At 52.8% G+C, this 12,629-nt stretch carries 12 protein-coding genes, 1 tRNA gene and 1 other annotated feature; of the genes, 4 read left to right on the forward strand and 9 right to left on the reverse strand.

Annotated features, from left to right (window positions below; genetic code table 11):
- Positions 1-50: 50 nt before the first annotated feature.
- Positions 51-275, forward strand: a binding site (T-box leader).
- 58 nt (positions 276-333) lie between these two features.
- Positions 334-2,196, forward strand: a complete 1,863-nt coding sequence (locus tag RB297_RS12615) for an arginine--tRNA ligase (protein WP_375120616.1) — start codon at positions 334-336, stop codon at positions 2,194-2,196.
- 84 nt (positions 2,197-2,280) lie between these two features.
- On the opposite strand, the gene RB297_RS12620 is transcribed toward RB297_RS12615, so the two are convergent.
- The 3 genes from RB297_RS12620 to RB297_RS12630 form a co-directional block, all read right to left on the reverse strand.
- Positions 2,281-2,721 carry a hypothetical protein gene (locus RB297_RS12620; RefSeq protein WP_096775385.1) on the reverse strand — a complete coding sequence of 147 codons (441 nt, stop codon included), beginning with the start codon at positions 2,719-2,721 and terminating at the stop codon, positions 2,281-2,283.
- 61 nt (positions 2,722-2,782) lie between these two features.
- Positions 2,783-3,247, reverse strand: a complete 465-nt coding sequence (locus RB297_RS12625) for a GNAT family N-acetyltransferase (RefSeq protein WP_096775384.1) — start codon at positions 3,245-3,247, stop codon at positions 2,783-2,785.
- A gap of 587 nt (positions 3,248-3,834) precedes the next feature.
- Positions 3,835-3,908: transfer RNA gene (locus tag RB297_RS12630), tRNA-Arg, on the reverse strand.
- 159 nt (positions 3,909-4,067) lie between these two features.
- Between RB297_RS12630 and RB297_RS12635 the strand changes: the two genes are divergently transcribed.
- Entirely contained in the window at positions 4,068-4,364 is a 297-nt protein-coding gene (locus RB297_RS12635) for a magnetosome magnetite crystal formation protein family (protein ID WP_015733988.1), read from the forward strand.
- 50 nt (positions 4,365-4,414) lie between these two features.
- On the opposite strand, the gene RB297_RS12640 is transcribed toward RB297_RS12635, so the two are convergent.
- The 3 genes from RB297_RS12640 to RB297_RS12650 form a co-directional block, all read right to left on the reverse strand.
- Positions 4,415-5,896 carry a copper amine oxidase N-terminal domain-containing protein gene (locus tag RB297_RS12640; protein WP_375120617.1) on the reverse strand — a complete coding sequence of 494 codons (1,482 nt, stop codon included), beginning with the start codon at positions 5,894-5,896 and terminating at the stop codon, positions 4,415-4,417.
- Between the two features lie 297 nt (positions 5,897-6,193).
- Positions 6,194-6,559 carry a hypothetical protein gene (locus tag RB297_RS12645; protein ID WP_036662602.1) on the reverse strand — a complete coding sequence of 122 codons (366 nt, stop codon included), beginning with the start codon at positions 6,557-6,559 and terminating at the stop codon, positions 6,194-6,196.
- A 52-nt stretch (positions 6,560-6,611) separates the two neighbouring features.
- Positions 6,612-6,926 carry a hypothetical protein gene (locus RB297_RS12650; protein ID WP_375120618.1) on the reverse strand — a complete coding sequence of 105 codons (315 nt, stop codon included), beginning with the start codon at positions 6,924-6,926 and terminating at the stop codon, positions 6,612-6,614.
- A 162-nt stretch (positions 6,927-7,088) separates the two neighbouring features.
- On the opposite strand from RB297_RS12650, the gene asnB reads away from it, so the two are divergent.
- Positions 7,089-8,933 (forward strand): asparagine synthase (glutamine-hydrolyzing), encoded by a 1,845-nt coding sequence (gene asnB, locus RB297_RS12655; RefSeq protein ID WP_375120619.1) that lies wholly within the window; start codon positions 7,089-7,091, stop codon positions 8,931-8,933.
- A gap of 73 nt (positions 8,934-9,006) precedes the next feature.
- On the opposite strand, the gene RB297_RS12660 is transcribed toward asnB, so the two are convergent.
- The 3 genes from RB297_RS12660 to RB297_RS12670 form a co-directional block, all read right to left on the reverse strand.
- A complete protein-coding gene (locus RB297_RS12660) occupies positions 9,007-9,639 on the reverse strand; it encodes an XTP/dITP diphosphatase (RefSeq protein ID WP_375120620.1) in 633 nt (210 codons plus the stop codon).
- Positions 9,640-9,643: 4 nt separating this feature from the next.
- The gene (rph, locus tag RB297_RS12665; RefSeq protein WP_015733982.1) at positions 9,644-10,402 is read right to left on the reverse strand and encodes a ribonuclease PH; all 759 of its coding nucleotides are present in this window, start codon (positions 10,400-10,402) and stop codon (positions 9,644-9,646) included.
- 115 nt (positions 10,403-10,517) lie between these two features.
- On the reverse strand, positions 10,518-11,576 hold the full coding sequence (locus RB297_RS12670; RefSeq protein ID WP_375120621.1) for a GerMN domain-containing protein: 1,059 nt from the start codon (positions 11,574-11,576) through the stop codon (positions 10,518-10,520).
- Positions 11,577-11,742: 166 nt separating this feature from the next.
- Between RB297_RS12670 and RB297_RS12675 the strand changes: the two genes are divergently transcribed.
- The gene (locus tag RB297_RS12675) at positions 11,743-12,306 is read left to right on the forward strand and encodes a phosphatidylglycerophosphatase A family protein (RefSeq protein ID WP_015733980.1); all 564 of its coding nucleotides are present in this window, start codon (positions 11,743-11,745) and stop codon (positions 12,304-12,306) included.
- Positions 12,307-12,629: the final 323 nt, after the last annotated feature.

Here is a 12,629-nt window from a genome sequence, read left to right on the forward strand (position 1 = left end):
GGGTTGCTTTTCTAAATAGAATGGTTATAATATGAAAAAACTTGAGAATATTATTTTCGTTGATTGGGAGAGTAACTGCACTGACTTTAGTCCAAGCGAGCCGGGAGGGTGGAAACCGGTACAAAGTCGGCCGTGAAGCGGACCCAGGAGATGGCCTTCCGAAGCAACATGCTGTAGGGAGCCCCGGCTTACGCCGTTATCGTATGAAGGTGGTTAGACCCTTGCGGGGTTTAACAACAAGAGTGGTACCGCGAGCACAAGTCCTCGTCTCTTTTGGAGATGAGGGCTTTTTTGGTTTTCCGAGTCGTTTTATTTTTTAAAGGGGGATTTACCGTGTTAAGTCATAAGATTATTTCGAGCCTTCAACAAGCCGTGAACCAGGTCTGCGAAGCTTACGGCACCAAACTGCCGGAGTCCACTCCGATCCGGATCGAGCAGCCTGCCAGCATGGAGCATGGGGATTACGCAACCAACGTTGCGATGCAGCTTGCGAAGGTGCTCCGCAAGGCTCCCCTGCAAATCGCCGAGCTGATCCAAGCCGAGCTCGAGCAGGACGCATCCTACAAACAGCTCGTCCGCTCGACTGAGATTGTCGCTCCGGGCTTTATGAATCTGCGCATCGATTGGGAGTATTGGGCGAGCCACCATTTTGAACTCCCCCCGGCAGCTAACGAAAAGATCGTCATTGAGCACACGTCCATCAACCCGAATAAGTCCGCCCATATCGGGCATCTTCGAAATTCCTGTATCGGAGATACGCTCGTGAGATTGATGAGGAAGCTGGGTTACGAGGTCGAGGTGCATAATTATATCGACGACCTGGGCAATCAGCTGGCGGATACGGTGGTCGGCTTGCTCCACACGCCGCTGACGAAGGAGCATGCCCGGTTCGGCGATTACTGCTGGGACGTGTATTCAAGCACCAATAAAGCCTACGAAAGGGAGCCGGGGCTGGTTCAGCATCGGACCGAGGTTCTGCATGCACTGGAAGAGGGCAATCAGAACCTTTCCTGGATTGGACTGCTTGTTGCCGAGCGAATCGTTAAGGAGCATCTTGAGGAGATGAAGCAGTTCGGCATTGAATACGATCTGCTTGTATGGGAGAGCAGCATTGTTAGGGAGGGATTCTGGGCGTCCGCGTTCGAGCTGTTGAAGAATACCCCGCTTTTCCATCAGGAAACCGAGGGTAAACTTGCAGGCTGCTGGGTGCTCAAGCAATCAGGAACCGAAGCCGGAGACGAGGCGGAGTCGGACCACAGCATCGATAAAGTGCTGGTGCGCTCCAATGGCATCCTGACTTACACCGCCAAGGACATCGCCTACCACTTGTGGAAATACGGCGTGCTTTCCAATGATTTTGTATATAAAAAATTCACCGACCAGGTTTGGACGACGAGCTCGCACGGCGAGGAGCGTTCTTACGGCAAAGCGGACATGGTCATCAACGTCATTGATTACAGGCAGCAGTACCCGCAGGCGATGGTGAAGCAGGCTTTGGAAGGCCTGGGCTTCCAACAAGAGGCTGAGAAGCTGCGCCATGTCAGTTACGGCGTAGTCTCGTTAAGCCCTTCCGCTGCAGCGGATCTCGGCATCGATACTTCCGACGGTAAGGCATCCTATGCGATGTCCGGACGTCAGGGAATCGGAATCAAAATCACCGAGCTTATTCATCAAGTAGCCAAGGTCATCGAGGACACCCGATCCGATAAAAACGGTTTGTCCAGCCATGCGATCGCAACCGCCTCCATCCGTTACTACCTGCTTCGCTTTGCACTGCAAACCGAGGTGGTGTTCGATCTGAAGCAGGCCACTGAAATATCGGGGAATACGGGGGTGTATTTGCTCTATTCCTACGCGCGTGCACTCAGCGTGCTTAATAAGGCTCAAGAAGCCGAGGTTACGCCGTCTGTGCCTGCCCGGTTCCCTGCCATGGAAAAAGCGGAACATGCGCTGCTGCGGCATATCAGCACCTGGCATGATACCTTATATGCCGCCGGACGGGATCTATCTCCTAGTGCCATCTGCAACTTCACCTATGAGCTGTGCTCCCTGTTCAACAATTTTTACTCGGCATGCCCGATTCTGAAGGCGAAGGAGGAAGTGCTCCAATTTCGCGTATGGCTCACTTCCTTATTCAAGAACACCCTTGGCGAAGCGCTGGAGGTGCTGGGTTTGCCTACTCCGAGCCGGATGTAAATTCACTCTGATGAATGAGCGGATCATGCCTAATAAAAAAGCCACCGTACTATTATGTTGATCAAGTACGGTGGCTATCTTATTTTATTGCAATCCTCTGACGGTCAATCTGACCTGAACGCCGTCTGACGCCGGCTCTTCCTGCAGGGTCCAGTTGACAGCCAGCGCTTCCTTCAAGCGAGCCAACTGCTCCTTCTGGAGCTTCAATCCTTCAATGATGCCCTCGCCCACGCTGAAATCGGATTCCGAGCTGATGCGGAAGGCTTCCTCCAGCCAGATCTTCAACCCGTTCCGGGTATTAAACGTAATTTGGTACCCCTCGCTAACGGCTTTCTCCAAATCTTCCCCATGCTCTTTTGCGTAAGAGAATAATTCCTCATAGTGAAAATGACCGTTATTGGCGATCTGGAATCTCTCTGCGTCTCCTGAGCGCACAGCCTCCAGCAGATCGGAAGAAGTCAGCCCCGATTTTCTGGCATGCTCCAATAGAATGGCGGTATTCTGTGATATTTTAGTAAGCTGCATGCTCGATGCCTCCTCGATAGGGTTCGTAAAATATTTTTTCTTCTATTATAAGACCAAATGGCTAGGATGTCAGACTCTTCTCAAAACATAAACTATATTCGCACCCGATGTATTCGCCAAACGGTTCAATCTGGGCATACCCCAGCTTCTTGTAAAAATGAACGGATTCCTTCTGCGGTTCGCCTGTTTCCAGGCGCGAGAAACGATAGCCCCGCGTCTTCGCTTGTTCTTCCAGAAAGAGCAGGATCCGGGAAGCTACTCCCCTATTTCGATACGGGACATCCACGAAAAACCGTTTAATTTCAACCGATTCTGCATCCAGCGGCCGGATGGCTCCGCAGCCGACAGGCTGGCCATCATGGTAAGCCACCACGAATAGCGTTTCGTTTACTTTGGGATCGGCCAGATCCAGCCCGAATATCCCTTCCGCCGGGTATAACGTCGATAAGTAATCGTCCAGCTTCGCGATGAGCTCCTGAAGATCCTTGTGAGTCTCTCTTACCAAAGTCATAGTGATGTCATTCATCCCATGTATCCCCTCCACTGTTTCTAATCGTGTCACGAATACCTTTCGTTTGCAAGAAAACCTTCAGGCCGACATCCTAACGAAGCGTAGGCGCAGGCGAACCCCCAATTGGGGTTCTCATCCTCACGGGACGTTTCGTCCCAGTCGGGATGCGGCCTTCCAGGCCGACTGCGAAGTAATCCTAACGAAGCATAGGCGCAGGCAAACCCCCAACTCGGGGTTCTCATCCTCACGGGACGTTTTGTCCCAGTCGGGATACGGCCTTCCTGGCCGACTGCGATGTAATCCTAACGAAGCATAGCTCCGACGAACCCCAACTCGGGGTTCTCATCCTCACGGGACGTTTTGTCCCAGTCGGGATACGGCCTTCCTGGCCGACTGCGATGTAATCCTAACGAAGCGTATGCGCAGGCGAACCCCCAATTGGGGTTCTCATCCTCACGGACGTTTCGTCCCAGTCGGGATACGGCCTTCCAGGCCGACTGCGAAGTATTCCTACCGAAGCATAGCTCCGACGAACCCCAACTCGGGGTTCTCATCCTCACGGGACGTAAAAAACACCGTCATATGACGGTGTCTTTTTTTTACGTCCCAGAAGGGATTCGAACCCCTGACCGACGGCTTAGAAGGCCGTTGCTCTATCCAGCTGAGCTACTGGGACATATATGTATGAAAATGTTTTAAACAGTAACGAAGTATATTATATCGCATCTTTTGTTTTTTTCAAAGTACTTTTTTTCGGGTTGATCTCCTAACCGAATCAGGAGCCTGCTTACTGGGTAATATGTAAACATGAGAATGACTTCAGGAGCGTGATACCATGAGACAGCTTTTATCCTCTTTATCGTATTTCAGCATCTTCTTTGCACCGTTCATCCTCCCTGTCCTTGTATGGATTCTGTCTCCGGACGCCTACGTAGCCAAGCACGCACGCCGCGCCCTGTTCTCCCATCTGTTCCCCGTTATAGCAGCGATCCCGTTAATCTACATGGCCGTGACCTCGGGCTCCTTCGGTTCCGTCATCGGATACCTCATTCTGTTCGGCATCATCTATTTCGGGGCTTTTGTGTATAACGTGATCATGGGCATTCAGGTGCTGAGGGAGCACGCTTATTGAACTTACCCTATAAAAAAGGACCATGCGCTTACCGCATGGTCCTTTTCGCATTATTTGGTCGTAATCAATACCATTTTCTCATTGCCGTCCCATTTCACTTCACAGCCCAGCGCGGATGCCACGAAACGCAGCGGTACCATCGTGGTGCCCTTCACCATCCGTGGCGCCGAATCCAGCGTGACGGTCTTCCCGTTAACGACCGCTTGCTTGGAGCCCATCTTCAGCTTGATTTGGGTCGAGTCTTTGGAGGAGGATACGCTTTGCGTCTTTTGGTCCCATTTGACCGAAGCATCGAGGGATTCGAAGATCGGACGCATAGGCACAAGAACGCTTCCTCCGACCATCACCGGCGACTGCGCATAAGATTGGAGCTGGCCGTTGATTTTGATGCGGATCGGCGCTTCTCCGATTTCTCTGCCGGATTGGTCATAATATTTCAGCTTCACACTTTTGACCCGAGTATCGTAATCAATGCGCAAGGTCGTCGTTTCATTGGCGGTCATGAACATGGAGTCCGTATCGGTTCCCAAGGAGCGTCCCTTCGCATCGTACGCCGTCGATTTCACGGTAATCCGTTGCGACACATCCCCGTTCTCCACGCCGATCGTAATGACAAGCTTGTTGTTGATGGTCGTTCTGCCCTCGGCTATGATTTTAGGCGTCTGGCTGTTGCCTGTCAGGAACACCTTCAGGTCGCTGATGGCTTTGCCGCCTTCCAGCTCGGCCTGGAAATTCGCGATTTCGTTGGATGAAAGATACCCGGACGTCGTGTTGACCTCCAGAACCTTGCCGCCGGCGTTGCTGCCGACAACGATGACGCCGGCCTGCCCGCCTTTATTCCGGTTTTGAATCGAACCGGTAACGATAAGCTTTCCGTTCTCCAGGCGGCTGCCGGATTGCAGCAGCTTCACGGCATCTTCAACCGGATCAACGACCGATACCTTTACGCTCTTGATCAGCTTCGCTGCTTTAAGCTCTACGACGAAGGTGCCGACATCGCTGCCGCCAAAGTAGCTGTCCGCCGATGTCACTTCGACCGCTTTGCCGGAAGCATCATACCCTACGGCGAGCATACCCACATTGTGCCCGACCGTAGAATTCTGCACGACGCCAGAAACGTTGACCACGCCGTTGCTCGTATAGTATCCGGATGCCAGCAGCCGCGCCTGATCACCAGCCGGTCCTGCCGGGAGCACTTCCACCCGCTTGACGCTGCTGCCGCTGTCAAGGTCCACTTCATATGTACCGATTTCGTCGCTCATCATATATTCGGAATCACCGACTGCCTCGAGCGCTTGGCCGTTTGCATCGTAACCGACAACATAGAATCCCGCTTCCGCTCCGGTTCCTCCGTTGCGAATGTCCGCCGTCACGCGCATCTTGCCGTTCACGAGCTCATGAGACGATTCAAGAACCGTAACGTTCTGCGTTGCTTCGGCGCTTGCCGGCATTTGCACGGATCCCAAGGTAAGCGACAACGCAAGGAATCCCGCTCCCCATAGCTTGACGATATGTTTATTCCATCTGCCCAATTCCAATCTCCCCTTGTTCATTATGTTAGTAGATGACACTAATCCAACATTATAGGGAGGATTCTCCAGTAATCATATAGAGGAAAAGCCCTATTTGTATCTATTTCGTAAACAAGGATACCGGATGGTCCATACTCCCTACCGCAGCGAAATCGAAATCGACAAGAAACCTATCTTTGTTCGACCTTTTTTGCAGAACTGCGTAAAAACCCCATGCAATCTTTCATAGATGAACCTGCACATGCAAAAAGAGATCTGCCGATGGTATCCGGTCAGATCTCTTCGTTCGTCAAAGCTCTAGAAATATTGAGGGCCTTCGCTGAGCCGCTGGTTCAGCTGCTCATATAGCTGGCCTGTCGAAAGCAGCTGCTGCTTGAATGCATCGCGGTCTTCCTCTGCCGTGGACTGAACGTTGTTCTCGAATGCTTCGTCCGTGGCATCCACAAAAGCATCATGCATGCTGTTGTCGAACCAGTCCACCTCCATGCTGGCGTTGCTGCGGACAATTTTCACCAGCTCGTAGCCTCCCAATGGGGAAGATGGCGTCAGATAAGCCAGCAATGCGCTTTCTCCTTCCGCGGCAGGATAGACTTCTACCTCTGCGCACGGGGCGCCGTTTACTTCCGTAATCCGGCGGATTTTTGCATCTCTGATTGCATACATCATACATTCTCCTTCATCAAGATGTACTGGGACAGCACGATCCTTCATATTTTCATGTCAAATCGGAGAGCAGCCGCAGCTCTTCCATTTGCTGGCGCGTAGCCGGCGTACCCAATTGATAAATGGTTCGATACACCTTGTCCAAGGAAGATTGAAACAGGGCGTTGGCGCTTTGTTGCGGCGTATCCGGCCAAGGAAACATGTAGCCTGTCGCTTCTTCGTCCTTCTCCTGCATCATATCCAGCTCAATCCGAACTTGATCGGCCTCTTCCGGCGTTGCTTCGATCTCCCATTCATAAGCGCTCGCTCCCTGGTCGGTCAGCACGGACCGGCTCTGCACGGAAACATAATAGGTTGACTTCTCCATGGACGCATCTCTCCTTCTCTTTGATATTCGTCCTCTTTCTTAGTTTTCGTAAAAGGACAGACATTTTATGCCTTCCTTCGGCATATATCTGTATCACTTTGGCGACGTAGGATGAAAAAGAGTGGACAGCGTATGACAAAGACAAAGAGAGGATGAACCGTCATGTGCGGAATAACCGGTTTTATACAATGGAGCGGCGATTTGACGCAGGACTCGCAGCTGCTGGTAAAAATGACAGAAAGTTTGGCTCACCGCGGACCTGACGGATCCGGCACCTGGATTTCCAACCCGTGCGCATTCGGTCACCGAAGACTCAGCGTGATCGACCCCGAAAATGGCGCTCAGCCGATGATCATTCATCAGGAAGAGGAAGTCTATGCCATTGTATATAACGGGGAATTATATAATGCTGCGGAGCTTAAAGACGAATTGGTACGACGCGGTCATCGTTTCAATACCAAATGCGACACGGAAGTTTTGTTAGTCTCCTATATCGAATGGGGCCCCGAGTGTTTGGAGCGCCTCAATGGAATATTTGCTTTCGCTATTTGGGACAGCGTCCGGGAACAGGTATTTTTGGCTCGGGACCGGGTGGGAGTGAAACCCCTGTTCTACAGCTATATTGACGGAACGCTTGTATTCGGCTCGGAACCGAAAGCGTTGCTGCAGCATCCGAAGGTGGAGCCCGTCGTAGGGGCCGAAGGGCTTGCGGAAGTATTTATTATCGGCCCGGCGCGTACCCCTGGACATGGCGTCTACAAGGACATATCGGAGCTCCGGCCCGGCATGGCCATGATCTTTAACCGGGAAGGCTTGCGCAAGTATACTTATTGGAAGCTGGAAAGCAAACCCCACGAGGATGATGCCGACCAAACGGCAAGCTTCCTTCGCGATCTTCTCCGCGACACCGTGGAGCGTCAGCTGGTCTCCGACGTACCGGTCTGCTCCCTGTTATCCGGCGGGCTCGATTCCAGCGCGCTTTCCTCGCTGGCCGTCGATTACTACAAGCGGACGGGCCAAGGACAAGTGCACACCTACTCCGTGGATTATGTGGACAACAACAAACACTTTAAGTCCCATTCCTTCCAGCCGGGAGCGGATGCGCCATGGATTAAACGGATGCACGAGGAGCTGGGCACGAACCACCATTGGATCGAATTCGACACGCCCGAACTGGTAGAAACGCTGGATGTCTCCACGCAAAAACGGGATCTTCCGGGCATGGCCGACGTGGATGCTTCCTTGCTTCTCTTCTGCCGCGAGATTAAAAAAGGCGCAACCGTCGCCATATCCGGTGAAGCCGCTGATGAAATATTCGGCGGTTACCCTTGGTTCCACCGGGAAGAAATGCTCAATTCCGGTACCTTTCCGTGGTCCGTCGCGCCGGATATGAGAGCCGGGCTGCTGTCTGCCGAAATCCGGGACTGGATCAAGCCGCTGGAATACCTCGGAGACCGCTACTCCGATGCGGTAGCCGAAGTGCCTAAGCTGGACGGGGAGACCGGGCAGCAGGCCAAAATGCGGATCATGTCTTACCTCAATATCACCCGCTTCATGCCAACCCTGCTTGACCGCAAGGACCGGATGAGCATGGGCGTTGGATTGGAAGTCCGGGTACCCTATACCGATCACCGCCTAATCGATTACGTGTGGAACATCCCTTGGAGCATCAAAACGACAGGAGACCGGGAAAAGGGCATTCTGCGCAAGGCCCTTGAAGGCGTGCTGCCGGATGACGTTCTGTACCGCAAAAAAAGCCCGTATCCAAAAACCCATAATCCGAACTATCTGGCGGCCGTCAAAGCACAGGTGCTGTCCATTCTGGACGATCCTTCTTCGCCGCTCCTGCCGCTCATCGATACCGCCCGGATCCGGGAGCTGGCATCTTCGCCGGATGCTTCCTCCAATCTGCCTTGGTTCGGCCAATTGATGTCAGGTCCGCAGCTGTTTGCCTACCTGGCCCAGGTTCATTTCTGGCTCAAAGAATATAACGTATCCATTCGTTAAGTCCTTATAGACTTCGACAAATCAAAAAAACCATACCGGCACATGCCGGTATGGTTTTTTCGCGAATGGTATATCAATTAAGCGCCTGCAGGTCCGCTACAAGCTTTCGCAGCGCTTTTCCCCTATGGCTGATCTCCTGCTTCTCCTCCAGGGAAAGCTCGGCCATCGTCTTCTCATGGCTTGGCAAATAGAAGAGCGGGTCATACCCAAAACCGCCCGCTCCGGCAGGATCCGAAGTGATCCAACCTTCTACGCTCCCCTCCGCCTCGAGCTTTTTTCCCGAGACCGGATCATACAGCACCAGAACGCAGACGAACCGGGCCGGACTTAGCAGGGGCTGCTCGGTGTCCTCGCCGAGCCTTAACCGTTCGAGCTCGCCGAGCAGCTTCTCGTTATTGTCCTCGTCCGCGCCATGCTCACCCGCATACCTGGCGGAATAAACGCCGGGCGCGCCGTTCAGCGCATCCACGCACAATCCGGAATCATCGGCCAGCACAGGCAATCCCAGTGCGTCGCCGACTTCCTTGGCTTTTTTGAATGCATTGGCTGCAAAGGTTGCTCCATCCTCAACGACATCAGGCAGATCAGGGTAATCGTACATGCTCTTTACATCCGTGCCGAAAGCAGCAAAAGCATGCGCGAATTCCTTGACTTTCCCCTGATTGCGTGTAGCTACAATGAGTGTATCTCCAAGTGTCAGTTTCATGGAATCAGACTCCGGTGCTCGCATTCACGGAACCGATCTTGGCCGCAATCGGGCCAAGCGCCTCCTGCTGACGCTCGATAAGCTCGCGGATCCCCTGTTCTCCCAGCTCCAGGATCTGATCCAGCTCCTCGCGGGAAAACGGGCTCTCTTCGCCGGTTCCCTGAACCTCAACGAATTTGCCGCTTCCGGTCATGACCAGGTTCATGTCCACCTTCGCCTTGGAATCCTCTTCATAGTTCAGATCCAGCAGCGCCTGTCCGCCGGCAATGCCCACGCTAATGGATGCCAGGTAGTCCGTGATCGGGAATACCGCTAATTTATGTTGTTCCGCAATTTTATTTACAGCTATGGCTAAAGCTACAAATGCTCCTGTAATGGAGGTGGTCCGCGTTCCGCCATCCGCCTGGATTACATCGCAGTCCAGCGTAATCGTCCGCTCGCCAAGAGCATGCAGATTCACAACAGACCTGAGCGCTCTGCCGATCAGCCGCTGAATTTCCATCGTCCGGCCACTGAGTTTACCGCGATTGGCTTCCCGTTGGTTGCGGGATTGTGTTGCGCGGGGCAGCATTGAATATTCAGCCGTCACCCAGCCCTTTCCTTGTCCTTTCAGAAACGGGGGAACTTTCTCGTCCACGGTTGCCGTAATCAGCACCTTGGTGTCTCCCATCTCGATGTACACGGAGCCTTCCGCATATTTATTCACATGGGTCGATAAATTCATCGGTCGGAGCTCATCGCTCTTACGTCCGTTAGATCTCATGTTTTCTGCCTCCTACTTCTTATCGCAATCCTGATTAGCATTCCCTATTCTACCAAAGTGCAGGCACAAAAGCACCTTTTGCGGGGGAAATTTCCCAAAGCTGGCGGAGAATCGGTCAGATCGAGATTTCGTTGATGAACTCCGGACGGCTGACGGGCTCGCTATAATTTCGGCTATCCGTTCCAACCACCTCCCTGAGATCGTTCATCCGGATTTTCACTTTGGCATCATCCGCATTCTCGGCTACGGTAAGCACGACGGCCTGCAGCAGCTCGGTCGGAACCTGCTCTCCCTGTTCAAACATGCTGTCCTGAAGCGATACGGTTACGGCTCCGTCCTCCCCTTTTTCAACCGCCGCAACGGTGGTGTCATCCGGGATGACCTCAACCAGTCCGTCGCCATACTGCGGTCCGCGAATCAGCTCGTTTAAGGCCGCCTTCACCGCGTCTTGTCCGGTTGGAACAAGTCTTGTGACCGGCACGTAGTACTGAATGCCTTCCGGCGTCACCGACGAGAAATAGACCGTGACCGGTGAAGAGTTCGTGTACAAGGCATCATCCGCTTTTTGAAGATTGATTCCCATCGAACGTGAAAGCGGACGGTCCAGCGGCGTGTGATTGACCGGCATTTCCGTCAGTTTGACGCCGTCCACCCATACCTGCATCTGCTCGATGCCTTCATGTCCTGTCAGCGTCCACGTCAACGCCTCCAGGATTCTCCGTTCATCTGCCGCTTTATATTCCGCAAATGATTTATTGAATTCGACGACCGCCAATTTGCTCTCCGGATCGACTGTCACGTTATGGACCTGCGTACCGGCAGGCAATACCGCCTGGAAGCCCTGTGGAACATAGCCCGCGTAACGGCCTCCGTTCACCAGCACTTCAAGGGATTCCTTCACCACGCTGGCGCCCTCCACCTTCGGAATGCCCAAGGTTACAGGTGCCAGCATCCCCCGTGCATCCGCAAGATATACCGTTGTCTGCATGCCGATGTCTCCTTGAGCCGCCGTGGATCCGGCCGTGTTCAGCATCTGCTTCTCCACTTGCGCAGGCGGCGGGTCAATCGCTTCCGATTGCTTCCCGGATAACATGCCGCAGCCGGACATCACGATCGGAACAGCAAGCAGCCCGGCGGCGGAAAGCCTGCGAAGAGTACGTGGATTACGTTTCATGTATTGTTCCTCCCTAACATTTTTTTGTACAGGTTGTACTCCTATGTATACGAGCCCTTTCCAAAAAAATAACTCTCAGTTTTGCCCTTTCTGGACAAAGGGGTGCGGAAAAAGTACAATCGTCGTAAGCATCTTCATCAACCACGAAAATGAGGTGAGTTCCATCATGGCAGAAAACGATTCAAACATTCCATACAGCCTGAACAGCAAGAAGGTAGCGGAAGCGACACGGAGCCTGCTGCATAAGCGTGGAATCAAGTTGGAGGAAATCGCGGAGCTGGTGATGATCCTTCAGAAAAAATACTACCCGAATTTGACGATGGAAGAGTGCATCGAGAACGTGGATGCCGTACTCAGCAAACGTGAAGTGCAAAACGCGGTGTTAACCGGCATTCAATTGGACATTTTAGCCGAGGAAGGCAACCTTATATCCCCGCTTCAAGAAATGCTCGCCAATGACGAAGGGTTATACGGCGTGGATGAAGTCCTGGCATTTTCCATCGTTAACGTGTACGGAAGCATCGGCTTCACCAATTACGGGTATATCGACAAACTCAAACCCGGCATTCTTGAGCAATTGAATGATAAATCAAGCGGCCGCGTACATACCTTTCTCGACGACATCGTCGGCGCGGTTGCCGCAGCCGCCAGCAGCCGGATCGCCCATCGCAAGCAAGCCGACCGGGAGATCGAGCTGTACGGTACGACCGAAGAGCTTCCAAAAGAATAAACCACTTCAAAAAGGGAGATTCGCTCAGCGTGCGAATCTCCCTTTTCCTGCCTTCCGGAAGAGTGCGGCTTATCCGCAACCGCAACCTACCATTTTCGAACCGACGGGCTGATTTCAAAGAATCATAGACGATAGCAGGTAGAAACGCAGCCGGGATTCGGACCCGAAAGCTGAGTTTCTTCCTTTATAAGAAGGCTGGTCACCGCATGTAAAATCGGGCTGCCCCTTCACATCAATCGGTAAAATCTATCTAGTCATTTTTACGAGTCTCGATCATATGTTATGTTGAAGAACAATCCAATAGAGCACCTATGGAAAGCCCC

Source organism: Paenibacillus sp. CR_12 (assembly GCF_041953985.1).
In the GTDB taxonomy this organism is placed as follows: Bacteria; Bacillota; Bacilli; order Paenibacillales; family Paenibacillaceae; genus Paenibacillus_AQ; species Paenibacillus_AQ lautus_A.

Coding starts and splice junctions, on each gene's coding strand:
- RB297_RS12620 (WP_096775385.1), bottom strand. CDS start 2,721: ATGCAGCTTACTAAAATATCACAGAATACCGCCATTCTATTGGAGCAT.
- RB297_RS12625 (WP_096775384.1), bottom strand. CDS start 3,247: ATGAATGACATCACTATGACTTTGGTAAGAGAGACTCACAAGGATCTT.
- RB297_RS12635 (WP_015733988.1), top strand. CDS start 4,068: ATGAGACAGCTTTTATCCTCTTTATCGTATTTCAGCATCTTCTTTGCA.
- RB297_RS12645 (WP_036662602.1), bottom strand. CDS start 6,559: ATGTATGCAATCAGAGATGCAAAAATCCGCCGGATTACGGAAGTAAAC.
- RB297_RS12650 (WP_375120618.1), bottom strand. CDS start 6,926: ATGGAGAAGTCAACCTATTATGTTTCCGTGCAGAGCCGGTCCGTGCTG.
- asnB (WP_375120619.1), top strand. CDS start 7,089: ATGTGCGGAATAACCGGTTTTATACAATGGAGCGGCGATTTGACGCAG.
- RB297_RS12660 (WP_375120620.1), bottom strand. CDS start 9,639: ATGAAACTGACACTTGGAGATACACTCATTGTAGCTACACGCAATCAG.
- rph (WP_015733982.1), bottom strand. CDS start 10,402: ATGAGATCTAACGGACGTAAGAGCGATGAGCTCCGACCGATGAATTTA.
- RB297_RS12670 (WP_375120621.1), bottom strand. CDS start 11,576: ATGAAACGTAATCCACGTACTCTTCGCAGGCTTTCCGCCGCCGGGCTG.
- RB297_RS12675 (WP_015733980.1), top strand. CDS start 11,743: ATGGCAGAAAACGATTCAAACATTCCATACAGCCTGAACAGCAAGAAG.